The sequence below is a fragment of the Lactobacillus sp. ESL0681 genome (assembly GCF_029392835.1).
Lineage (GTDB): Bacteria > Bacillota > Bacilli > Lactobacillales > Lactobacillaceae > Lactobacillus.
Genome location: NZ_CP113943.1, coordinates 44,079 through 66,546, shown reverse-complemented (window position 1 = coordinate 66,546; position 22,468 = coordinate 44,079). Strand labels below are relative to the sequence as shown.

Here is a 22,468-nt window from a genome sequence, read left to right as displayed (position 1 = left end):
ATAGTGCTAGTTTCCTTTAACTAGCACTATTTTTTATCTTTCCCCATAAATTAGTCATATCAAGTGGATCATTAATTTTTAGCTCTATTTTTTGCTGTTGCATGAATGGATCAGGAAAAGCTAAGTAGTAGCAATTCAATGCTTGTCTCTGAAATCCATCAGCTATCCCATAAAGTTGGTCACCAAATAAAGGATGACCCAAAAACTGCATATGAACTCTAATTTGATGTGTCCGACCAGTTAATAAACGCAGTTCTACTAGACTTGCACCATCAACTTGTTCAAGTACCTGGTATTGCGTTTGAGCTTTTTTACCACTTGTAGTAACACTACGCTCTATAGCCTCACTTGATCGTCCAATTGGTGCATCAATCAGGCCTACTGCTTCGTCAGACGCAAAATTACCGTGTACAATTGCATGATATTTTTTAACAAAATCAGTCTTAGAAATTTTACTAAAACGCGAGTGTGCAATCGGATTTTTGCCAACTAATACAAGTCCTGATGTATCTTTGTCAAGACGAGTTACAACGTGTGGCTTGAGATCCGGCTGATTTTTTCGCGCAAAATAACCTAACACTCGATTAACCACTGCACTATCATCCTCAAACCTAGAAGGAATCGATAATACGCCAGCCGGCTTATTTATTACCAAATAATTAGTAGTTTCTTTAACTATTGCTAACGGTAAGTTTGAAGGATGTAGCCATACATTACGCTTTTCTCGCCCTGGAACAAAAATAATCTCATCATCCAAATGCAACTGATAACTGGTATAGCGGCGCTTATGGTTAACCAAAATTAATCCTTGGTTATGTTTAGCATTATTAATTGCCTGCTTGGAAAAGCCGTGCTTAAGTAAAAACGCCCCTAATTTTGGGGGCATCTTTTGTTGTACAACTAACTTAAACAGCGTCATGATTATCTCCAATAAAGGCACTCTGCACTCGTGACCAAAAATGGGTGTGACCGAAACGATCAAAACGGATTTCCTTATGCGAAATTCGATAGATAATTTTTTTAGCATTGTGTACATCAATTCTGCTGCCATCAACCGTCATCACAAAATGAGTTGCATTTGGCACAATCGTTATCCATTGCTCAGGAGCAATCACAATTGGTGATGACAAAGTTCTGAAAACCCGATTATTAATTGAAGCAATCTCTGCCATTTGCAGTGCCCGCAGCTGCGGGTGAATCACTGCGCCACCAAGTGACTTATTATAGCCAGTCGAGCCAGTTGGTGTTGAAATACATAAGCCATCGCCGCGAAAGTTCTCAAACAACTGGTCATTAATATAAACATCAGCCTCTAAAGTATGCGATACCCGCTTAACAGCTGATTCATTTAATGCCAAAAAGCGCTTTTTCTCATTTGCTTCCGTAACCAATTCCACTTCAAGTAATGGATACTTCGCAGACTCAGCTTTATGTAAGAGTAAGGCTTCAACCATTTTATCAATATCAGAGCTGTGCCAATCAGTATAAAAACCCAGATGTCCCGTATGGATACCAATAAAACGAATAGAGCTAATTTGCTTTTCATAACGATGAAAGGCGTTAATCAGGGTGCCATCTCCACCCACTGTAATTACTACATCAGGATATTTAGCGTCAAATACGATTTCTTTCTTCTGTTCCAGCAAGTCCTTTAGACGAGTTACGACACGCAAAGTTTCTTGATTAGTATTATGCGCAATCGTTACTTTCATGATTTTTCCTTGCCCTTATTTTTTGTAAAAACCTTCTGTGCTTCTTGGACTTCATCTTTTATAAGCGACATTTCTTCATCAAGTTTATATGCCGTCTCTGCAGTCGACTTTAAGCGTTGTGAAATATCATCGGGATATACTCCCTGATATTTATAATTCAATGTATGCTCAACAGTGGCCCAAAAATTCATTGCTAGAGTTCTAATTTGAATTTCAGCCAAAATTTTTTTAGCACCTTCAGGCTGATAAACCACATAAGAAATTACCATGTGATATGATCGATATCCAGATGGTTTAGCATTTTGCACATAATCGCGCTCTTCCATAACATCCATATCATCACGTGCATGAATCAAGTCAACCACTTTATAGATATCATCGACAAATTGGCAAACAATGCGAATCCCAGCAATATCTTGCATATCAGTTTCAATTACTTCCGGACTAATCACACGTCGCTGCATCTTTTCTTTAATTGAATCGACACTTTTGACTCTGCCAACTACAAATTCAATTGGCGAATGTTCACCTTTAGTTAAAAAACCTTGACGCAGGCAGCGAAATTTAACTTTTAACTCATTAACCGCTTCGCCATATGGCCACAAAAAGTTGTCCCAATCCATCTTCATAGAAATAATTCCTTTCTCAAGCAATATTCTTATTTTACCATATAATAGAGATAAACAGATTGGAGTAAACAGATATGTCACAAAATAATGAAATTGAAGCTAAAACGCTTTTACCAAAAACTATTTATCAAAAAATTTGTGCTGATTTTCCAGTTAAAGCAAACTTTAATCAGGCAAATTACTATTTTGATACTCAAGATGAATTGCTAAAAAAGCAACAAATTAGTTGTCGGATTCGTATATTTGCCGATCATGCCGAACAAACATTAAAAATTCCTGGTTCCCTAACAGCAAGTCATACATTTCATGAAGCAATTGAAATTAATGATGAGCTTACACATATAAAGGCACAGTCACTAGTGCAGCAGGCACAAAACCAGCATAGCTTAATCTTCAATGGTAGTGTTGGAAAATATTTGCAAAAAAATTTTCCCAATAATTGTACTTTATGGTTACAAACTTTTAGTAAAACTCACCGTATTTTATTAATCGGTCCCAAAGATTGTGAATTAACTCTTGATGCCACCAAATATCCAGATCTTTATGAAGACTATGAGTTAGAAATAGAAAATTCTAATCCAGATTTAATCAATACTATCCTTACTAAACTTGAGCGAGACTATTCATTTACACAAAATTCAACTAACACAAATCAAGCAAAAATTGCCCGCGCACTTTTGCATAAAAATTAAATGTGATTGTATGAGCTTTTCTTTTGTTTTAATGTCAGATATTTGGTAGAGTTACTAATGACTAAAACTGATGAGGTGTTATGCCATGTTTGAGATATTTCTCTTTGTTAATCCAATTGGTGTTCATTGTTACAATACTGAAGTTGCTTTAAAAGAAGCTCTTAGTGAACTTAATATTGATATTTGTTTTCATTTTATTCCCATTAATAGTGCTGAAATCATTAAGGGAGACCTTATTAGACGCAAAAAAATGGGCCAAAAAATTAATGATATACCTCAATTTACGATGGTATCTTATCAAGCCTTAAGGGCTTTTCACGCAATTAGATTTACGTATGGTCAAAAGAAAGCACGCACGTATCTGTTTAATTTACAAAAAGCAATCAGTGCTGATTTTAATGACTATTCTGAAAATTTACCACAAGAAATTGCGGAAAAGTTAAATATGAATTTCGCTAAAATTCGAGATGCAAAAGTCAGTCATTATATTGACGATTCAATTAAGCGAGATCAAGATTTAGCAGAAAAGTTAAATGTCCATAATATTCCTACTACGATTATTTATAATCAAAGTGGTAATTATAATGGTATCTTACTTGAAGGAATTGTCGCCCATGATAAACTGATTGATATTTTTAAGAATAGCGCTAATCAACCACAGCCAAAACAAACTAAGTATTTTGCATCTAGTCATTTACGATTGATTTAAGGTATTTGGTAATATTGTTATCTGCTGTAACCTGACGAAAATCATGAAAAACCCAGGTGGGTAAATCTGCTACTGTTAATCTTTGTTGATATAACTGAGTTGCAATTTCTAACCCTACTTTGGTTTTTTGGTTTAGCTGATTTTGTAGATAATTTTTTTGCCTTACTTGGTCAACCTTATAATGCTTAAGCTCTGGAGAAAATTGCCATAATGCTTGTAATCCCTGTGCAGTCAATCTAAATTCTTGAGTTTGATAATGTAATTCATTAACTAGCGGTTCAAGCAGAATATTATATTTTAACCTTAAAATTTCCTGACTTGGATCTACTTCTAAATAATAATCGTGCCACAATTGATTTTTACGAAAATAAATTAATTGTGACTTTTTTATTTTGTGCTTCAAGAAATGTCTTTTACCAACTATCCAAACATCACAGATCTTTATCTGCTGATATAGCGCATGTCGATGTGCAAATTCCCTGCTACTGAGCGGTGCACACTGCACCTCAAAGGCTAGTTGTGAATTTGCTAAAACATCTGCTCGCAAGCGCCCTTGTGCTAAACTAATTTCCTGACTAGCTGTTTTAAAGCCCGCAGCGACCAGCCCGCATTGCAATAATCGTTTACTCTGAGCATGCTCTGCTTTTTCACCTAGCGACTTATTATTTTGGGCAAAATGCTTAAAATAGGGTTGATTAACTTTAGTCACCAATTGTACTTCTTGGTAACATTTAGGACAAAAATACTGTGGTTGCGGTATTTTTTTAGCATGTTGCTTAATTAATTGGGCTTCGGCTACCGCTAATACTAACTTATCATTTAAAAGTGCTGCATACAAAATTATCACCTAATAATAAATACGCAAAAAAGACAAGTGTTACCTTGTCTTTTTTATTTATTATTCGAAAAATCAATCAATGTGCAAAGCAACCCCGTAATTGCTCTAATGCAGCAGTTTCAATTAAACATTTACCAACAGTTCTAACCCTGGCCATTTCTTCAGACTTAACTTGAACGCCATACTCATTGGCAATTGCCCATGCATCAGCCGGCTTAAGTTCAGCATAATTTTCATCGTTAAAGGATAACTCTAAGTAAAATCGGTCATGCTCATAGTACAGTGCCGAGTCTAAATCACTAACCTGCAGGCTATTAGCTAGTTCTCCTAGCACACCAAAATCTTTAAAGCTATATGCCTGTTTTTTTTGAAATTTCCAGAAATTCTTACTAACCTTGGGTTGCGAAGCATTTCTTTGTTCAGCTTTGCGCCTATTAAGATCTTTAAGTTCCTGATTTACATAATTTTCATAATACTCAGCATCTTTTTCATCATCAAATATTTCATCTAAATCATCATCAGCATCTAAGTCTAAAAATGAATGCCGCGGATCATCATCCAATGGTTGATTAACGTCATCAAGAAAACTTGATAGTTCGTCATTCTTATTTTCCCTATTTACCTTGCTAATTAATAAATCTAGACCTCCATCATTTGGCATAACCTGAAAAGTGACCGGATTATCTTCGCTAAATGAATGATCAGTATCAACTTCTTCTAAAATTGAATAAAAGAATTGTTGAATTTTATTTTTATCACCTAATAAATCTAATACTTTAAGTCCACGCTTAGCTAATTCACTTTTATTAATTCTAACACGAATAGTGTTTGCATCAATATGCTCAACTTGCACGAAGCATCGCCTCCCTCAACTTCTTCTCTTTATTGTAGCCTATTTTGGAAATAAAATAAAAGCGTTAGCTAAAAAACTAACGCTTTTTTATTAATAAACTTGAACATTACAGATCTGCAATCTTTTGCATTTCTTCTAGTTCAAGGCGACGAACCTTTCTTGGTAAGAACCGACGAATTTCATCTTCATTATAACCAACTTGCAAGCGACGATCATCCATAATAATTGGACGTCGTAATAAACTTGGATTCTTCTCTACCAAGTCAAGTAATTGGTCAATAGATAAGTCATCGAGATTAACTTTTAGCTGTTGAAAAGCTCTTGAACGCGTAGAAATAATTTCCTCGGTGCCGTTTTCCGTCATCCGTAGAATCTGAATCAATTCGTCTTTAGTAAGGGGTTCTGAGAAGATATTTCTTTCTTTGAAAGGAATATCATGCTTCCTTAACCAAGCCTTAGCCTTGCGACACGAGGTACAACTCGGAGATATATATAAATTTACCATATATTTCACGCTCCTTTGAATATTGCTACATTTACCTTAATTTCATTATAGCATATTACTTGTCTTTTGTAAGTAATGACCGTTATTTTTCGATTTATATATCATAATAAGTGTAAAGATTGAATTATCTATGAACTTTTTACCAAAAAAGGTTAAAGAAAAAAGACACATTATGTAATGTGTCTTTGATCAACGTTATTGATTGATTTTCTTCATCAAGTCATTAACTAGTTTTTCATTTTCTGCAGCAGTTTGGGAAACGTTGCAGACTTGATCAGCCAGATCCTTAATATCTTCAGTATTGATTTTCTTCATCAAACTTCTAATCCGTAAAATTGAAGTTGCACTCATCGAATATTCATCAAGTCCCATTGATAACAAAATCGGGAACATAATACTGTCACCAGCAGCTTCACCACACATACCACACCAAATACCATTTTCATGGGCTGCGTCGATTGTGTGCTTAATTAAGCGTAAAACAGCTGGATTGGCTGGTTGATATAGATATGAAACATTATCATTACCACGATCAGCTGCCATTGTATATTGAATGAGGTCATTAGTTCCGATTGAGAAGAAATCGACTTCTTTAGCAAATTGATCAGCAAGAACAGCAGCAGCAGGAACTTCAATCATCATTCCTACTTGTAAGTCTTCGCCTACCTTGATACCTTGCTTAACCAACTTGTCCTTTTCTTCGGCCAAAATTGCTTTTGCTTGGTGTAATTCATCTAAAGTACCGATCATTGGGAACATAATCCCTAACTTACCATATGCAGATGCTCGCAAGAGTGCCCGCAATTGGGTCCGGAAGATGTCCTTATTCATCAATGATAATCTAACTGCCCGAACACCCAAAAATGGGTTCATTTCATCTGGTAAGTCCCAGTAATCAAGGTGCTTATCTCCACCAATATCCATGGTACGAATAATAACTTGCTTACCGTTCATACCTTCGATAACTTCTTTATAAGCCTCGAATTGTTGGTCTTCAGTCGGGAAATCCTTTGAATCCATATACAGAAATTCAGTTCTGTACAAGCCAACGGCTTCAGCTCCATTATCATTAACACCTTGCATATCGTTAGGTGTACCAATATTAGCTGCAATGGTGAATTGTTTACCATCAGCAGTAACTGATGGTTCATTCTTCAATTTTTCCCATTCAGCTTTTTGTTTAGAAAATGCTTCACCTTTTTGCTGGTAATCTGCCACTTGCTCAGAGCTTGGTTCAATAATAACATCACCGCTTAGACCATCAACAGCCAAAGTTTGACCACTTTGAATATCCTTAGTGATTGAATCAGTACCAACAACAGCTGGCAATTCAAGTGAACGTGCCATAATTGCGGAGTGAGCAGTCCGACCACCAATATCAGTTACAAAACCTTTAACAAACTTTTTGTTTAACTGTGCAGTGTCACTTGGCGTCAAGTCATGAGCTACGACAATCACTTCATGATCGATTGTGGCAGGATTAGGCAATTCCTTATTCAGCAAATGTGCCATAATCCGCTTAGAAACATCACGAACATCACCAGCACGCTGTTGCATATAAGCATTATCAGTCATCGCCTCAAAAATACCAATAAATTTTTGAGCAGTTTCATCAAGAGCTGCTTCACTATTGACTTTTTGTTCCTTGATTTCAGTTTCAATCGCACCAGTAAACTCAGGATCATTCAAAATCATCAAGTGAGCTTCAAATACCTGCGCTTCGTCTTCACCGATACTCTTCTTAGCAGCATCACGGATTTTTTCTACTTCAGTAGTAGAAGCCTTAATTGCTTCGTTGTAACGAGCTAATTCGCTATCTACATCTGTTACAGTAGTTTTCTTAAATGAAAGATCCGGTTCTACCAAGAGATAAGCTGGTGCGACAGCAATTCCGTCACTGGCAGCAATTCCTTGTAAAGTCTTGGTCATTATTCAGCTAGGCCCTCTTTTTTCATTGTGTCTGAAATAGCTGCAATTGCATCTTTTTCATCATCACCGTCACAAGTAATTGTTACATCAGCATTTTTACCAACGCCGAGTGACATAACACCCATGATTGACTTCAAGTTAACTGACTTGCCGTTGTATTCTAGATTGATATCTGAACCAAACTTTGACGCAGCCTGTACCAAAAGGGTAGCTGGTCTAGCATGAATACCTGTATCTGCAACAACATGAAAATCGCGTTTTTCCATTATAATTATCTCCTTTAAATTGAAAAATCAAACTGGTAGTAACTACCTATTCGTGTATTAGCCTATCATTTTTTGGCACAATAGACAACATAATTGTAACAGTTTACATCGTAATTTTCTACTTTACACCTGTATAAACAATTTTTCCACCTCTTAAAGCCCGCCCCTTGATATTTTGTCTCTTGCCAAAAGATCTTAGTGCTGATTGAAATTCAAACGCCTTATCAGGCTCAACTTCGTATTGCTCTAGCTCTCCTTGGACCAATTGTTCAAGAATTTTTTGATAATCCAAATCTTTACCATCTCTTTATTAATTTAATCAAATTAACATTTATCTGAAGAATTAATTTTACCATCATTACCTAATATAGCAAAAATAAAATTCAGTAGTTAGCACTTGACTGTTTAGAGTGCTAATTATATAATTTAGTAAATCAAAAATGAAAGGCGGTAACTATCAGTGCTTTGTCAAAACTGTCAAAAAAGACCAGCCTCCATTCACCTGTTTGCTAAGGTAAATGGTCAAAGTCAAGAAATAAATTTATGTGGAAAATGTTATCAAGATTTAAAACAACAAGGAAATATTAATATGGACGAAAACGGAAATAGTAATTTCTTTGGTGATTTCGGAGATTTGTTTGGCTCAATGAATGGTAATTCACGGGGCAATTTAAACCAAGGCCCGCAAGGCCCACTAAACCAAGGTGGAGGTCAAGGACCAAATGGTAATTCTTTGCTTGAGCAATACGGAACAAATCTGACTGATCTTGCTAAAAAAGGTAAAATTGACCCAGTCATTGGTCGCGATCAAGAAATCGCTCGAGTGATTGAAATTTTAAATAGAAGAACCAAAAATAATCCTGTCTTAATTGGAGAGGCTGGAGTTGGTAAAACGGCAGTTGTTGAAGGTTTAGCTCAACAGATTGTTGACGGCTCAGTACCAGCCAAATTGCAGGACAAGCAAATCATTTCATTAAATGTGGTTTCGTTAGTTCAAGGAACCGGGATTCGCGGACAATTTGAACAAAGAATGCAACAACTAATTAAAGAATTGCAAAGTAAAGACGATGTTATTCTATTTATCGACGAAATTCATGAAATTGTCGGTGCTGGCAATGCCGAAGGCGGCATGGACGCAGGTAATATTATTAAACCTGCTTTGGCCCGGGGCGAACTGCAACTAGTTGGTGCAACAACAATTAAAGAATATCGGGATATTGAAAAAGACTCTGCTTTAGCCCGTCGATTCCAACCAGTTGAAGTAAAAGAGCCTTCAGTTGAAGAAACAGTTAAAATCTTACAAGGGATTCAGAAGCGCTACGAAGACTATCACCATGTTCACTATACTGATGATGCCATTAAAGCAGCTGCTGAATTATCGCAACGGTATATCCAAGACCGGTTCCTACCCGATAAGGCAATTGACCTATTGGATGAGGCAGGTTCTAGGATGAATCTTACCATCCCGTTTGTTGATAAAGATAAAATTAAAGAACGGATCGATGCAGCCCAAAAATTAAAGCAAGACTCCCTTAAAAACGAGGATTACGAAAAAGCGGCTTATTATCGTGACCAAATCGACAAATATACCAAGATGCAAGACCAAAAGGTCGATCCTGATAAATCACCAGTAATTACCAGTAAAATCATGAACAAAATTGTAGAAGAAAAGACTGGTATCCCAGTTGGCGAACTACAAAAGCAAGAAGAAAATCAACTGCAAAACTTGGCACCAACGCTTGAAAAACACGTTATTGGTCAAAACCAAGCAGTTGACAAAGTTGCTCGAGCTATTAGAAGAAACCGAATCGGCTTTAACGAATCAGGTCGCCCAATTGGATCTTTCCTATTTGTTGGTCCAACTGGAGTTGGTAAAACTGAACTGGCTAAACAATTGGCTAAGCAAATGTTTGGTACAGAAGAAGCAATGATTCGCTTTGATATGTCTGAATATATGGAATCATATTCTGTTTCGAAACTAATTGGTTCTGCTCCTGGCTACGTCGGTTATGAAGAAGCTGGTCAATTAACCGAACGAGTTCGTCATAATCCGTACAGTTTAATTTTGTTAGATGAAATTGAAAAAGCAGATCCTTCAGTCATGAATATCTTTTTGCAAATTCTTGATGACGGCCGCCTAACCGACTCACAAGGTCGAACAGTTTCATTTAAAGATACGATTATTATTATGACTTCGAATGCAGGACAAGGTATTAAAAATGCTAGTGTCGGCTTTACAGCTGAAAACAATACTGACGAACCTGATTCTGCTAGAAAATCGATGAGTCAATTCTTCAAACCTGAATTCCTAAACCGGTTAGACGATGTTATTGAGTTCAATGAACTATCTAAGGATGATCTGGTTAAGATTGTTAACTTAATGCTTGACCAAACTAACAATATGGTTAAAAATCAAGGTCTACATATAGAAGTTACTGAAGATGCTAAGAAAAAATTAGTTGAACTTGGCTTTAACCCAGCAATGGGTGCACGACCTTTGCGTAGAACAATTCAAGAAGAAATCGAAGACAAGGTCGCTGACTTTAAGCTTGATCACCCAACAGCTACCAACCTAGTTGCTAGCGTTGATAACAATGAAATTGTGATTAACGACCAAGAGGCAACTGCTAAAGTTGACAGTGATGATAATAACTCAAACTAAATTGCTTGTTTTTAACATGATTGTCCCAAATGGTGATAATCATGTTTTTTATTAAAGAAAAAAATCAAGATTAGCGTTATAATAAATTTAAGATTAGTTACAAAGAAGAAACGGGTGAAATCCATGCATTTAATAGATGTAACCAACAGTTATACAGACCTAGTTCATAGTCAACTCAATTCAACCGATGCTAACTTTGTCAAAGTTTTCTCTTTGGGTAATACTTCCGTTGTCTATACCGAAAGTGATAAAGCAATTGGTATTGCCATTGAAAATCATGATAGACGCATTCGTAAAGATGAGATTGATTTTATTGTCAAACGACTGATTAAGGAACAAGATCCTTCATATTCTGTCACTGTTGATGATAAGCAACAGCAAATCGAACTTCACGTTGATAAATAAAAAAGTTGGCATAAAGCCAACTTTTTTTATTATAATTTTTCAGTTAGCTTAACCTCCGGATACTTGTCTTGGAAGAAGCGTTCTGCAAATTGATTTTCAAACAAGAATAAAGGCTGATCATAGCGGTCTTTAACCAATAAGTTACGACTATTCGACATTGCTGGATCAAGCTGCTCAGGGGATATCCAGCGTGCAATACGATGTCCAATACTGTTCATCTCAACTTCTGAATTATACTCATTTTGCATTCTGAATTTAAAAACTTCAAATTGCAATTGACCAACTGCACCTAAAATATATTCGTCTGTTTGATAGTTGCGATAAAGCTGAATAGCTCCTTCTTGCACTAGCTGTGTCATCCCTTTATGAAATGACTTCTGCTTCATCACATTTTTAGCAGTTACCCTGACAAATAATTCAGGGGTAAATTCAGGTAATGCTGGATAAACTATTTTATGTTTACCAGCATAGATACTGTCACCAATTTGCAGGTTTCCTGTATCATATAACCCAACAATGTCACCTGCAACAGCATTTGTTACTTGCACACGTTCACTCGACATAAATTCGGTAGCATTATTCAAGCGAATCGGCTTATTGGTACGTGCTAAAGTTACATCAAGTCCTTTTTTAAATTCACCACTGCCAACTCTGACAAAAGCAATTCGATCACGATGATTAGGGTTCATATTAGCTTGAATTTTAAACACAAAACCGGAAAATTCTGAATTATCTGGTTTTAATTGCTCATCATCATTGACAGTATGACTAGTTGGTGCCGGTGCCAAATCAACGAAACTCTGCAGGAACGTTTCTACCCCAAAATTAGTTAAGGCTGAACCAAAAAATACTGGCGTTTGTTCACCCTCCAAAATTTTAGCTTCGTCAAAAGTATTTCCGGCCTCTTTAATTAAATCAATTTCATCCAAGGTATCTTGATATTGCGGATTTTGACTAAAAGGCTCACTATCAGGTAATTTACCAGCTTCATCTAATTTCAAAAAGCGGTCTACACCATCTTTACGATATAATTCAACCCGATTCTTTGACAGATCATATAAGCCTTCTAAGGTTTGCCCTGAACCAATCGGCCAGTTCATAGCCACGCCCTCTATGCCTAACAAATCCTCAAGTTCGGCAATTAAGTCAAGTGGTGGTCTACCATCACGATCTAGCTTATTCATAAAAGTAAAAATTGGAATGCCACGCTGTTTAACAACTTTAAACAGCTTTTTAGTTTGTGGCTCAATCCCTTTAGCAGAATCAATCACCATCACTGCCGCGTCAACTGCCATCAGTGTCCGATAAGTATCTTCAGAAAAGTCCTCATGTCCCGGCGTATCAAGAATGTTAATTCTTTTGCCTTGATATTCAAACTGCATTACCGAACTGGTTACCGAAATCCCACGCTGCTTTTCAATTTCCATCCAATCACTGGTGGCATAATGACCAGTTTTTCTAGCCTTAACAGTACCAGCACTACGAATCACCCCACCAAAAAGGAGCATTTGTTCTGTAATCGTCGTTTTACCCGCATCTGGGTGAGAAATAATTGCAAATGTTCTTCTCTTATTAACTTCGTCTATCAATTCACTCATTAATTGCTTTGCTCTTCTTTCGTTTCTTCTGATACTGGCGTTGGAATCGTTAATAACACCGTTAATAGTCTTGAACGCATCATTCTTCTGGTTGTCAATACCATACCATTATCTAGTTCAACCGCTAATTTTTCTCCTTTAGCTGGAATAACTCCTAGTTTGGTAATCATATAACCAGCTATCGTATCAACGTCTTCCATTTCCAGCTCAGTTCCAAACTTTTCATTAAAATCATCAAGTGGCATTTTGCCATAGATCACAAACTTATCTGGTGCTAATTGATTATACAAAACTTCCGCATGATCAACTTCATCATCAATGTCGCCCACAATTTCTTCAATTAAATCTTCTAGGGTTGCTAAACCGACCACGCCACCATATTCATCAGTTAAAATAGCTAATTGCTGTTGTGTCTCTTGCATTTGAGTTAGCAATTCACTTAATTCAATTGTTTCGGGGGCAAACAATGGCGGATTCATTACGTCCTCATAAGCTAAGTTTGAAAAACCTTTTTCTTTAGCTTTTCGCAAAACTGTCCTGATATGGATAACACCCACAATCTTATCCTTATCTTGCTCATAAACTGGAATCCGAGAATATGGTTCACGAATTATTTCATCTAGGTTGTCTTGTAGACCGTCATTATAATCGACCATAAAGGCGTCCGTACGCGGTACCATTACCTCACGTACCATTCGTCCTTGAAAATCTAAAACACGATTTAATAGTAAAAATTCATTATCACTAATCTGTTGATGATCATGTAACAACTTAATTTCACTAATTAAATGCTCTTTAGTCTCTTCATTATTTTCAGGGGAAATTTTATTTTTTAATCGTTTAAATAAATTCCCCTTCTCAGGGTCGCTTGTCATATATTTTTTTACTCTCTTTCTCAAAACCCAAATTAAATATTACTATTATATCATGTACTAAAGCGATGTGGTAAAATAGCTCGTAAGAAAGAGGTCTCAATCATGAAAAAAAGTCATGTTCTACTAGTGTTTACATTTTTATTGTTTATCCCCTATCTGTGCAGCTTACTAATTATTGGGATTGGCTATGATGCCCTAGTTTTGCACTCTGCAGACTTGGTGCGGACATCTATTGGTGCACTTGTTGGAGCCTTGATCATGTTCGCTATTAAAGCAACTATTCAGCGCCCCGTAGATTTATTAGCAATGGAAGTTGATGACGGCTTGCTCAAGCAATTATTGCGCTTTTTTAGTATTAGACGCCGTTACTTTCTATTAATTGCCAATATTGTCCTTGATTTTGTCCTTTGTTTTGCAGCTACCTTTATTGTCAGGGAGTTTTTGACCTTAGACCAAATAGTCGGCAAATCAGCCGGTATTGTCCTGTTAGTCATGCTATTGTCAACTTGTCTGGGAGCCTACGTTGAATACGATAATTTATCAATTGACCCCGACCAATCCTAATTATCCTTCTAAATATAACCTTTGTGTTAAAGTCTGCGTTGTCGTATCTAAAGTCTGCAAAACATATGGTGTCATACTGTCACCTAAGTTTTCGTAAGTCGTAATCCCGGCAGCGCTGATTTTTTGCAAAAATTCTGGAATAACAACGTTCAAAGGTTGAGCAAAAAAAGCTAAACTTTGATTAGCCAGTTCTTCTTGAGCAACTTGGCCTTCAGGTAAGACAAATTTCATTAATCCTGCTGGAGTCTCAACATCACTAGGTGCAATTACACCATACCAATACATGAAATTTTCTGGACCAAAAACTACTAAGCTGCCGCGCTGTTTTTCTAAATGATTAGCTGTCAAAAACTGCTGAAATTCAGCGTCATTTTCTAATTCTTGATTACATTCCGTAAAAGATTTTTGCTCATTCATCAAGTGATCAGCAAATGGACGTCCAATAAAAATTAATTCTGTTTGTGATTTTTTCATGATAATTCCCCTAATATTCTGCTAACTCGTCTAATGGAATAATCTCGCCTGCTAAAAATGATTCGATTTCACTACTTGAAAAGCCATGACTATAAAGATAATTACGCATTTTGCTATTGCGCTGGCTTTCATTTAACCGGCGAAAACGCTTGTAGGCTTTCACACCCTGTTTTTTTAGGGCTTCTGTTTGCTCATCCGCGTCTGTCTCTAAGCCTGTTTGCTCAATTATTAGACCGCATAGACTACTGCTAAAACCATGACTCATCAATTTCGTTCGCATTTTGCGTTCTAGCTCACGCTGAGAAACTTTACCAATCTTATTTTTCATCGACTTAATCACTCGCTGACCTGCATCAAGCCAGTCATCATCGGCAACTTCTGCTAATTTATTTTGCACTAGTTCAGGATCAACACCTTTTTGCACTAGCTTTTGCGTTAAAGATAATGGGCCATCCGTGCCAATCCGTAAATCTTGGCGTAAAACAATTTCAATATATTTTTGATCATCTAAAAAACCCATTTCTGTTAGTTGTGTAACTGCCATTTGCGCGGCTTCATCAGCTATATCATGCTTTTTTAGGTATTGTAAAATTTCAAAAACAGTTCTTGGTTCATAACTTAAATATGCTGAAGCTAAATTGGTAGCTTTGGCATTAGCATCAAATTGCTTAATCTCAGTTATTTTTTCGTCTGTTAATTCCTGCCCCTTAAGTAGCATAAATTCAGCTACGGTCTGCTCGCTAGCCGAAAAGGCATATTCATTATCCACAAAAATATTATACCGCCCAGGACGTTTTTGGCTACTAACTTTAGTAATTATTGGCATATTAATCCACCTTTCTAAACTTCTTTACTCCATGCTAGCAAATAATGCACAATCTTGCTAAAAACTTTTTTCATCGCTACAATAAAGATTAAAACTTAATAGATTATTGTAGAAAGAAAAATTATGCATAAAGATTTTCGGCGCAAAGAGCCAAAAGAAAAAGACGTTATTATTACTATTAAACGACTAGGAATTAACGGTGAAGGTATCGGCTATTACCGTAAAAAAATTATTTTTATTCCTGGTGCCTTGCCTGGCGAAGTAGTAGTTGCTAAAATTACTCAGGAATTTCCTCACTATTTACAGGCCGAGCTTATTCGGATTAAAGAAAAAAGCCCAGATCGGGTTGATTTTCCTAAAGGTGTTAGCCTAGAAGTTGGTGGCCTTGAATTAGCCCATTTAGCTTATCCTAAACAACTGGAATTTAAGCGCGACAATGTGCTTGAAGCCCTTAAAAAATATCATCCACGTGGCTATAGTAAATATAAAGTCAAGAATACATTGCCTGCTCCTGATCAATGGCAATATCGCAACAAAGCCCAATACCAAATCGAGCAAGATCATCATGAAACGAGCTTAGGACTTTTTGCTCCTAACTCACATCAATTATATGACTTACCTGAAATGCCGACTCAAAATAAAGCCACACAAAGAACTGAACGTGCAATTAAAAAGTTAGTTAATCAATTACACGTCCCAATTGCAAATCCATACCGCAATTCAGCAGGTCTAAAAACAATTGTAGTTCGCCAAGCTCAAGCAACCCAAGAAATCCAAGTTACACTTATTACCGTTGGTCATGAACTCAAAAATCTCTTGAAGTTAAGTCAAGAAATCATGAATTTGTCTAATGTCGTCAGCGTCTATCAAAACGAGACTGATTGGCGTAACCCACAAGTTTGGGGGAACAAAACCGAAAAATTAGCTGGCAAAAAACAGATTACCGAGGAAATTTTAGGTAAAAAGTTTGCGTTATCTCCTCGTGCCTTTTTTCAATTAAATTCAGTCCAAACTACTAATCTTTATTCTGAAGCTTTAAAATTCTTAGATTTAAAGCCAGACCAAACCCTAATCGATGCATACAGTGGTGTCGGTACACTCGGAATTTTAGCTGCTGACCAAGTCAGTCAAGTAATTGGAATTGAAACCATTCCAGAAGCTGTTTCCGATGCCCAGCACAACGTTGAACTCAACCATATTAAAAACGCTGAATACTTGCAAGGAAGTGTCGAAAAAGTTTTGCCTTCTCTGCAAAAAGATGGTGTGCCAATCGACAGCCTAATTGTTGATCCGCCAAGAACAGGCCTAGCTAAAAGCTTAATCAAGACACTACTTAAGGCTAAACCACAAACTTTCGTTTATATTTCTTGTAATCCATCAACTTTAGCTCAAGATTTGGTTCTACTAACTGAAGCATACGATGTTCGACTAATTGAAAACATTGACATGCTGCCACAAACACCTCGTTGTGAATGCATCACTAAATTAACTTTACGTAAATAAAAATAGTTGCCGTTTTTGCGACAACTATTTTTATTGTGGGTGAGGCTATTTATACTTTACTAATTTTAACAATACTAATTTTAAATCTAATAAAGGCCTGAAAGGGTCGATATTAGTCTTCTAAAGAAAAAGAAATCGATTACCAGTTATTAAGAAAGACTACATCATATCACTATATTAAATTAAAGATAATTTTGATAATATACAAATTATGGAGATAAAACCTTAGTTATAAGTTCACCTCTTACCACACTTTTATAATATCATAATCTGTAAACGCTTGCAATATTTTTGTTTTGTCTTGCCACTAAGCAAGTCCATAGCTTAGCAACTTAGACTGCCGACACATGCCTCTAATCCGGTCATACAACAATAATAGCTACCCAACTTTTCAAACTAATATAGGACGTTTAGTCAAAACTTTTATCTACTTAATCGACATACTTAGCCAAAAAATGGCTAACTTGCTTCTTATAAGTTTGCGGATAATCCTGATAGGAATCAGCATGTTTAGCCTTAGGTGCAATCCACAACTTTTTAGGACCCTTAGTCGCACGATAATTATCATAGACCATATTAGTTGGCACAAAAGTGTCTTTGCCACCATGAATAAAGAGCATCGGGCGGTGATTCTTTTGTAATTGCTTAGTGCTTGAGCCATCTGCCAAAAAGTAGCCAACCTTAGCTTTATTAATCCCACTTAAAATTTCTACTAGCGGAAAACGTGGAAAAGCTGGCATACCATACAATGCTTTTGCTTCATGTTCGATTTCTGACTTCACATTACTGTAGCCACAATCTTCAACTAAAGCCTTAACTTGGCGTGGCAACTTTTCACCACTAACCATCATAGTGGTTGCGGCTCCCATGCTGACACCAAAAATCACAATTTGCTGCTTAGACCCATTTTTTGCTAATAATAGCTGCAGCCACTTTTTGATATCCTGTTTTTCAACCCAGCCATAACCAATATACTTACCCTGACTATCTCCTTGAGCGCGTGGATCTGGAGTCAACGTGTTATAGCCTAATTGATGAAATAAAGCATCGTATTCGCCCATATCATCCTTAGTATCCATATATCCTGGCAAAATAATGGCGGTTTTATTCGCGTTAGCTTTAGGAATATAATTAGCTACAAGCTGATATTGTTGATCTGCCGATTTAATAGTCCATCTTTTTTTAGCAACCTTTTGATACCAAGTCTTTTCTCGATACAATGAGTCAGTCTTTTTAATGACCTTGCTATCAGAACTTAGAAAACTTTTTTCTCCCGGAACGCAAGCTACCTTAAAAAAATAAAAACCAGCAGCAGTAAATATGGCCCCAACCAATAAAACGATAATGACTAGTGAAAGCCACAGCTTTTTGTGCTTTAATTGTTTCAAATTAGAAATCCCTCTTTCTTGCCAAATCTAACAATTATTAGTATAGCATTTTAAATTTGTATAGGATATTATTTATGAGATTAACCGATTTATTACAATTAACGAATGATTTGAATCAGCAAACCGCCTTTTTTCTAACTCTTGATAAACAACCTGTTCCCTTAGCAAAATTAAAAATCACTAATCAAGCTTGCCTACTTTACCCAGGAAAAAAGCCGCTGACAAAAGCCAAAATTACCAGCCTAGTCAAGCATCTTCATGGTCGCAATATCCCTTTGTGGATTCAAAATAAAACGGAAAAAGTTCCAGTTTATGGTATCCAAATTATTGATGGTCAAAATTCAGTTAGATTGACATAAGAAAAAAGCTGCCCTCACCATTTTAGATGAGGACAGTTTTTAAATAATTATTTTTGGTGATATTGTCGCACTTCATTTTTAGTACCAGCAAAATACCAGTAGCCAGCAGCTTCATCACTTGCTAACTCAACGTTATCAATTGGCTGCTTTAATGCTTCGTTAAAGATCGTTTCATACTGCGGAATGCTAAGCTTTTGCCGGCGCATCAACATTTGTTCATCAGCTATCGGACGCAGCTTCTGCTGATAGCCAGAAACTAGTTGTCCTGAATAAAATTCACCCATTGCACCTGAGCCATAAGAGAACAGTCCAATTGTCGCACCAGGAGCTAAATCGGCTTTTTCGAGTAAACTTAATAAGCTAAGATAAAGTGAGGCCGTGTAAATATTACCCACCTGCCGATTAAACCACGCACTCGCTGTAAAATTATTAGCTAAGTGGTGCTCAACTTCTGCTGGTTGACCAGCCATTGCCAGATTATTGGCCTTAAAGCCCATTTTAGTGAATGGCAAATGATAAACAATTGCCTCAAACTGAGCTGGCGACCATTTCTTGATTCTTTGATAGTCAGCAAAAGTTCGCTCAAAAAAATCTAGATAAACAGCTTTAGAATATTTACCATCAACTAATGCGGTTGCCGAATTATTCGGTCGCCAAAAATCATTGATATCAGCACTATATGCGCTGTGACCGTTATTAATTGCTAAAATCCGTGGCTCGGCCTTAATCAATAAACTGATACTCCCTGCTCCTTGAGTTACCTCACCACCACTATTTAGACCATAGCGGGCAATATCACTGCCAATTACAATCGCACTATGATGTGGATGCAAACGCACATAGTCGCGAGCTAACATCAGACCAGCGGTCACCCCAAAACAAGCCTCTTTAATTTCAAAAGTTCGTACTGCTGCTGGTAATTTTAGTGCGCTTTTAATAAACAACGAACCAGATTTAGACTGATCAACTCCACTTTCAGTTCCCAAAATTAACAGCCCTACTTGATTTAAATCAACATGGTCTAAATAACCTAAAGTAGCATTAATTCCCATGGAAACTGCATCCTGCGTTTGGTCTGCTACGCTCATTTGGCTCTGACCAATTCCCTCAAGATACTTGTTAGGATCTTCATTGCGGGCATTAGCTAAATCGACCATATCGACATACTTATTCGGAGTATAAAAACCGATCTCATCTATTCCAACTTGCATTATTTTGCCTTTCGTATTTCAATTAAGTACTTTTGAGCCGCAGCTTGTGTGTAATTCTGATCTTGCTTCATCAATGACAAAACTTGCTGTTTCTCTGTGTCATTCGCTGACAAAGTAGCCACTATGTTGCGGGCTTGCAATTTCATATGACCTGCTTGAATGCCAGTGGTTGCAATTGCCAATAACGCAGCTAAGTTATTAGCTAAACCGATACTGACAACCACTTCTGCTAACTGCTGGCTAGTTATACTTGAACCTAACATCCGATAATTCTCCTGGACATCAAGACGAGCGTAAATTGAACCGCCAACTGTTCCCAGCGCTAACGGTAGACTAAGCTCACCGTGAAGCATATCATCTTCAAGCCGCCAACTGCTTAAACTGCGATATTGACCATGCCGACTAGCCCAAAGGCCACACGCCGCTTCGACACTACGTGTATCGTTACCAGTTGCTTGTAATACAGCATCGACGCCATTCATGATACCTTTATTATTTGTAACGCCACGCATTGGATCGGTTTCTCCAATTTGGCTAAGCAAGGCGATCTGTTGAGCAACTGCTTTTCCACCAACACTTTGAACCGATAACTGCACCTTTACCCGACTTATTTGGCTAGGATAATTAGACAAAATTGCGAATAATTTAGCCTTTATTTCAGGAAATATCGCTAATTTTTCAGCCATAAATTCTAAAATAGAATTTACCTTATTAGCCCCCATGGCTTGGGCTGGATCTACTAAGACTTGCAAATAAACTAATTCATGTTCACAACGGGCAGTAATTTGTCTGACGCCACCACCGTGATGTACCAAACTGGAAAATTCACGGTTAGTAATTTCAATTAGCTTAGGAAAACTTTGTTCGAAGTCAGCTAACTCAAAATCATCCGCAGCTTGTAAAACAATTTGTCCATAAATCCCTTGACGTTCACTAGTTACCTTGGTGCCACCATTTTGAGTGAAAATGCTAGCGCCATGATTAGCAGCAGCCACTACTGAAGGTTCCTCTGTGGCCATCGGCACTAAATAAGATTGGCCGTTAACTACTAAATTCGTAACTAGACCAACTGGCAGGCTTAATCTACCAACCACGTTTTCACTCAATTGATCCATTTTAGCTAAAGTTGCAGAATCAAGATCGGCTAATTCCAACCCTTGACTAGCCAGCAATGCACGTCTTTTTTCGGGAGGTAATTCATAAAACTTCATTTAGTCAACTCTTTGTAATTCACAAGCAATTGCCTGACCGCCGCCGATACACAGGCTAATCAACGCACGCTGACCATTTCTGTACTTCAAGGCATTAATTGCAGTAGTAATTAAGCGCGTTCCAGTCGCCGCTAACGGATGACCGATGGCAATCGCCCCACCAGCAATATTTAACTTTTCAGGTGCAATGGCTAAGGCTTCCAATAAGGCAACGCTAGGAGCGGCAAAAGCCTCATTAATTTCAATAACGTCATATTCATTTAACTGGTAGTGAGTAGTTTTTAGTAGTTGCTTAATTGCATAATAAGGTGCAAAGCCCATATAAGCTGGATCAGTTCCTGATTCAGAAAACGCACCTAAGCGTGCCAAGGGCTGCAATCCCAGCTCTTTAACTTTGTCAGCCGTTGCCAAAATAACCATACTGGCTCCATCACTTAGGGGTGAAGAATTACCAGCTGTTACTTGACCATTAGCCTTAAAAACTGGTTTTAACTCGCCTAATGCCGCTAAGCTGGTATCTGGACGAATGTTCTCATCTTGCAAAATCGTCTTATCATTTATCGTCATTTCAATAATCTCGTCTTTAAAATATCCAGCTGCTTGGGCATGTGCTGCCTTTTGATGAGATTCTAAACTATATGCATCCAATTTATCGCGAGAAACTTGATATTTTTCAGCCACATTTTCTGCAGTCAGCCCCATATGTTCTCCAGAAAAAGCATCCGTTAACCCGTCGTTTAGCATCGTACTTTGCACTGGTGCAGTCTTATCAACAGCAAACATAGCCGCATTAGTCATACTTTCACTGCCACCAACTGCTACTAACCCAAAATCACCCAATTCCATTTGTCCCTGAGCTAATCGCAAGGCCTTTAAGCTTGACCCGCAAACTTCGTTAATTGTCACACTACTACTGCTAGTTGTCATGCCAGAATTCAAAGCGATCTGCCGCGCCATATTTTGTCCCAAGCCAGCAGCTAACACGTTGCCCATAAATAGCGCATCTAATTGCTCAGCAGCTAATCCAATGCTCTTCAGGCTGCCCTTTAAAGCAATCTCTCCTAAATCAACTGCATCATAATCACTCAACCAGCCCTGATAACGACCAAAAGGAGTCCGTTTAGCAGCAACTACAAAAATTTCTTTCATCAAATTATGTCTCCTAGCAAAAATATTTCATGCAAAATCTTACCCAATTTTTGCTACAAAACCTAGTGATTCGGCCGAGATTAAGAAAATTTTACACAAAAAAGCTGATT

At 37.3% G+C, this 22,468-nt stretch carries 24 protein-coding genes; 7 read left to right on the top strand and 17 right to left on the bottom strand.

Annotated features, from left to right (window positions below; translation table 11 throughout):
• Nucleotides 1–16: 16 nt before the first annotated feature.
• Genes OZX59_RS00415 through OZX59_RS00405 form a run of 3 tightly spaced genes read right to left on the bottom strand, consistent with a single transcriptional unit; the run spans nucleotide 17 to nucleotide 2,341 of the window.
• Complete coding sequence (locus tag OZX59_RS00415; protein ID WP_277127022.1) at nucleotides 17–922, bottom strand: RluA family pseudouridine synthase; 906 nt, start codon at nucleotides 920–922, stop codon at nucleotides 17–19.
• Nucleotides 906–1,712, bottom strand: coding sequence for an NAD kinase (locus OZX59_RS00410; RefSeq protein WP_277126177.1), 807 nt, complete (start codon nucleotides 1,710–1,712; stop codon nucleotides 906–908). The genes OZX59_RS00415 and OZX59_RS00410 overlap by 17 nt, the downstream gene beginning before the upstream one ends.
• Nucleotides 1,709–2,341, bottom strand: a complete 633-nt coding sequence (locus OZX59_RS00405) for a GTP pyrophosphokinase family protein (RefSeq protein ID WP_277126176.1) — start codon at nucleotides 2,339–2,341, stop codon at nucleotides 1,709–1,711. Before OZX59_RS00405 ends, OZX59_RS00410 begins: the two co-directional genes overlap by 4 nt.
• 74 nt (nucleotides 2,342–2,415) lie before the next feature.
• On the opposite strand from OZX59_RS00405, the gene OZX59_RS00400 reads away from it, so the two are divergent.
• Together OZX59_RS00400 and OZX59_RS00395 are read left to right on the top strand one after the other, a co-directional pair.
• A complete protein-coding gene (locus OZX59_RS00400) occupies nucleotides 2,416–3,033 on the top strand; it encodes a CYTH domain-containing protein (RefSeq protein ID WP_277126175.1) in 618 nt (205 codons plus the stop codon).
• 85 nt (nucleotides 3,034–3,118) lie between these two features.
• Nucleotides 3,119–3,742 (top strand): DsbA family protein, encoded by a 624-nt coding sequence (locus tag OZX59_RS00395; RefSeq protein ID WP_277126174.1) that lies wholly within the window; start codon nucleotides 3,119–3,121, stop codon nucleotides 3,740–3,742.
• Here OZX59_RS00395 and OZX59_RS00390 read toward each other — a convergent pair.
• From OZX59_RS00390 to OZX59_RS00365, 6 genes are all read right to left on the bottom strand, one after another.
• Nucleotides 3,720–4,589, bottom strand: coding sequence for a competence protein CoiA family protein (locus OZX59_RS00390; protein WP_348635952.1), 870 nt, complete (start codon nucleotides 4,587–4,589; stop codon nucleotides 3,720–3,722). The genes OZX59_RS00395 and OZX59_RS00390 overlap by 23 nt on opposite strands.
• A gap of 67 nt (nucleotides 4,590–4,656) precedes the next feature.
• Nucleotides 4,657–5,433 carry an adaptor protein MecA gene (locus OZX59_RS00385; protein WP_277126172.1) on the bottom strand — a complete coding sequence of 259 codons (777 nt, stop codon included), beginning with the start codon at nucleotides 5,431–5,433 and terminating at the stop codon, nucleotides 4,657–4,659.
• Between the two features lie 106 nt (nucleotides 5,434–5,539).
• Entirely contained in the window at nucleotides 5,540–5,938 is a 399-nt protein-coding gene (gene spxA, locus OZX59_RS00380; RefSeq protein ID WP_277126171.1) for a transcriptional regulator SpxA, read from the bottom strand.
• A 195-nt stretch (nucleotides 5,939–6,133) separates the two neighbouring features.
• Entirely contained in the window at nucleotides 6,134–7,867 is a 1,734-nt protein-coding gene (ptsP, locus tag OZX59_RS00375; protein ID WP_277126170.1) for a phosphoenolpyruvate--protein phosphotransferase, read from the bottom strand.
• Nucleotides 7,867–8,133, bottom strand: coding sequence for a phosphocarrier protein HPr (locus tag OZX59_RS00370; protein ID WP_277126169.1), 267 nt, complete (start codon nucleotides 8,131–8,133; stop codon nucleotides 7,867–7,869). Before OZX59_RS00370 ends, ptsP begins: the two co-directional genes overlap by 1 nt.
• Before the next feature lie 118 nt (nucleotides 8,134–8,251).
• On the bottom strand, nucleotides 8,252–8,425 hold the full coding sequence (locus OZX59_RS00365; RefSeq protein ID WP_277126168.1) for a hypothetical protein: 174 nt from the start codon (nucleotides 8,423–8,425) through the stop codon (nucleotides 8,252–8,254).
• A 168-nt stretch (nucleotides 8,426–8,593) separates the two neighbouring features.
• On the opposite strand from OZX59_RS00365, the gene OZX59_RS00360 reads away from it, so the two are divergent.
• Nucleotides 8,594–10,795, top strand: a complete 2,202-nt coding sequence (locus OZX59_RS00360; RefSeq protein WP_277126167.1) for an ATP-dependent Clp protease ATP-binding subunit — start codon at nucleotides 8,594–8,596, stop codon at nucleotides 10,793–10,795.
• Between the two features lie 123 nt (nucleotides 10,796–10,918).
• The gene (locus OZX59_RS00355; RefSeq protein WP_277126166.1) at nucleotides 10,919–11,200 is read left to right on the top strand and encodes a DUF1827 family protein; all 282 of its coding nucleotides are present in this window, start codon (nucleotides 10,919–10,921) and stop codon (nucleotides 11,198–11,200) included.
• Between the two features lie 29 nt (nucleotides 11,201–11,229).
• Here the strand turns inward: OZX59_RS00355 and OZX59_RS00350 are convergent, their stop codons facing one another.
• Nucleotides 11,230–12,798, bottom strand: coding sequence for a peptide chain release factor 3 (locus tag OZX59_RS00350; RefSeq protein ID WP_277126165.1), 1,569 nt, complete (start codon nucleotides 12,796–12,798; stop codon nucleotides 11,230–11,232).
• Nucleotides 12,798–13,673, bottom strand: a complete 876-nt coding sequence (locus OZX59_RS00345; protein WP_277126164.1) for a hemolysin family protein — start codon at nucleotides 13,671–13,673, stop codon at nucleotides 12,798–12,800. Before OZX59_RS00345 ends, OZX59_RS00350 begins: the two co-directional genes overlap by 1 nt.
• A gap of 102 nt (nucleotides 13,674–13,775) precedes the next feature.
• On the opposite strand from OZX59_RS00345, the gene OZX59_RS00340 reads away from it, so the two are divergent.
• Entirely contained in the window at nucleotides 13,776–14,237 is a 462-nt protein-coding gene (locus tag OZX59_RS00340) for a hypothetical protein (RefSeq protein WP_277126163.1), read from the top strand.
• Here the strand turns inward: OZX59_RS00340 and OZX59_RS00335 are convergent, their stop codons facing one another.
• Complete coding sequence (locus OZX59_RS00335; protein WP_277126162.1) at nucleotides 14,238–14,711, bottom strand: hypothetical protein; 474 nt, start codon at nucleotides 14,709–14,711, stop codon at nucleotides 14,238–14,240.
• A 10-nt stretch (nucleotides 14,712–14,721) separates the two neighbouring features.
• A complete protein-coding gene (gene recX / locus OZX59_RS00330) occupies nucleotides 14,722–15,537 on the bottom strand; it encodes a recombination regulator RecX (RefSeq protein WP_277126161.1) in 816 nt (271 codons plus the stop codon).
• A 123-nt stretch (nucleotides 15,538–15,660) separates the two neighbouring features.
• On the opposite strand from recX, the gene rlmD reads away from it, so the two are divergent.
• The gene (gene rlmD, locus OZX59_RS00325; RefSeq protein WP_277126160.1) at nucleotides 15,661–17,040 is read left to right on the top strand and encodes a 23S rRNA (uracil(1939)-C(5))-methyltransferase RlmD; all 1,380 of its coding nucleotides are present in this window, start codon (nucleotides 15,661–15,663) and stop codon (nucleotides 17,038–17,040) included.
• 431 nt (nucleotides 17,041–17,471) lie between these two features.
• On the opposite strand, the gene OZX59_RS00320 is transcribed toward rlmD, so the two are convergent.
• On the bottom strand, nucleotides 17,472–18,428 hold the full coding sequence (locus OZX59_RS00320; RefSeq protein WP_277126159.1) for an alpha/beta hydrolase: 957 nt from the start codon (nucleotides 18,426–18,428) through the stop codon (nucleotides 17,472–17,474).
• Nucleotides 18,429–18,502: 74 nt separating this feature from the next.
• Here OZX59_RS00320 and OZX59_RS00315 point away from each other — a divergent pair, with 74 nt between their 5' ends.
• A complete protein-coding gene (locus OZX59_RS00315) occupies nucleotides 18,503–18,787 on the top strand; it encodes a hypothetical protein (RefSeq protein WP_277126158.1) in 285 nt (94 codons plus the stop codon).
• A 47-nt stretch (nucleotides 18,788–18,834) separates the two neighbouring features.
• On the opposite strand, the gene OZX59_RS00310 is transcribed toward OZX59_RS00315, so the two are convergent.
• Genes OZX59_RS00310 through OZX59_RS00300 form a run of 3 tightly spaced genes read right to left on the bottom strand, consistent with a single transcriptional unit; the run spans nucleotide 18,835 to nucleotide 22,358 of the window.
• Complete coding sequence (locus tag OZX59_RS00310) at nucleotides 18,835–19,998, bottom strand: hydroxymethylglutaryl-CoA synthase (protein WP_277126157.1); 1,164 nt, start codon at nucleotides 19,996–19,998, stop codon at nucleotides 18,835–18,837.
• Nucleotides 19,998–21,209: a hydroxymethylglutaryl-CoA reductase gene (locus OZX59_RS00305; protein ID WP_277126156.1), complete on the bottom strand. Its 1,212-nt coding sequence runs from the start codon at nucleotides 21,207–21,209 to the stop codon at nucleotides 19,998–20,000. Before OZX59_RS00305 ends, OZX59_RS00310 begins: the two co-directional genes overlap by 1 nt.
• On the bottom strand, nucleotides 21,210–22,358 hold the full coding sequence (locus tag OZX59_RS00300; RefSeq protein ID WP_277126155.1) for a thiolase family protein: 1,149 nt from the start codon (nucleotides 22,356–22,358) through the stop codon (nucleotides 21,210–21,212). It lies immediately after the preceding gene.
• Nucleotides 22,359–22,468 lie beyond the last annotated feature (110 nt).

Coding starts and splice junctions, on each gene's coding strand:
- OZX59_RS00410 (WP_277126177.1), bottom strand. CDS start 1,712: ATGAAAGTAACGATTGCGCATAATACTAATCAAGAAACTTTGCGTGTC.
- OZX59_RS00400 (WP_277126175.1), top strand. CDS start 2,416: ATGTCACAAAATAATGAAATTGAAGCTAAAACGCTTTTACCAAAAACT.
- OZX59_RS00370 (WP_277126169.1), bottom strand. CDS start 8,133: ATGGAAAAACGCGATTTTCATGTTGTTGCAGATACAGGTATTCATGCT.
- recX (WP_277126161.1), bottom strand. CDS start 15,537: ATGCCAATAATTACTAAAGTTAGTAGCCAAAAACGTCCTGGGCGGTAT.
- OZX59_RS00310 (WP_277126157.1), bottom strand. CDS start 19,998: ATGCAAGTTGGAATAGATGAGATCGGTTTTTATACTCCGAATAAGTAT.
- OZX59_RS00345 (WP_277126164.1), bottom strand. CDS start 13,673: ATGACAAGCGACCCTGAGAAGGGGAATTTATTTAAACGATTAAAAAAT.
- OZX59_RS00350 (WP_277126165.1), bottom strand. CDS start 12,798: ATGAGTGAATTGATAGACGAAGTTAATAAGAGAAGAACATTTGCAATT.
- rlmD (WP_277126160.1), top strand. CDS start 15,661: ATGCATAAAGATTTTCGGCGCAAAGAGCCAAAAGAAAAAGACGTTATT.
- ptsP (WP_277126170.1), bottom strand. CDS start 7,867: ATGACCAAGACTTTACAAGGAATTGCTGCCAGTGACGGAATTGCTGTC.
- OZX59_RS00355 (WP_277126166.1), top strand. CDS start 10,919: ATGCATTTAATAGATGTAACCAACAGTTATACAGACCTAGTTCATAGT.
- OZX59_RS00315 (WP_277126158.1), top strand. CDS start 18,503: ATGAGATTAACCGATTTATTACAATTAACGAATGATTTGAATCAGCAA.
- OZX59_RS00305 (WP_277126156.1), bottom strand. CDS start 21,209: ATGAAGTTTTATGAATTACCTCCCGAAAAAAGACGTGCATTGCTGGCT.
- OZX59_RS00395 (WP_277126174.1), top strand. CDS start 3,119: ATGTTTGAGATATTTCTCTTTGTTAATCCAATTGGTGTTCATTGTTAC.
- OZX59_RS00405 (WP_277126176.1), bottom strand. CDS start 2,341: ATGAAGATGGATTGGGACAACTTTTTGTGGCCATATGGCGAAGCGGTT.
- OZX59_RS00340 (WP_277126163.1), top strand. CDS start 13,776: ATGAAAAAAAGTCATGTTCTACTAGTGTTTACATTTTTATTGTTTATC.
- spxA (WP_277126171.1), bottom strand. CDS start 5,938: ATGGTAAATTTATATATATCTCCGAGTTGTACCTCGTGTCGCAAGGCT.
- OZX59_RS00335 (WP_277126162.1), bottom strand. CDS start 14,711: ATGAAAAAATCACAAACAGAATTAATTTTTATTGGACGTCCATTTGCT.
- OZX59_RS00300 (WP_277126155.1), bottom strand. CDS start 22,358: ATGAAAGAAATTTTTGTAGTTGCTGCTAAACGGACTCCTTTTGGTCGT.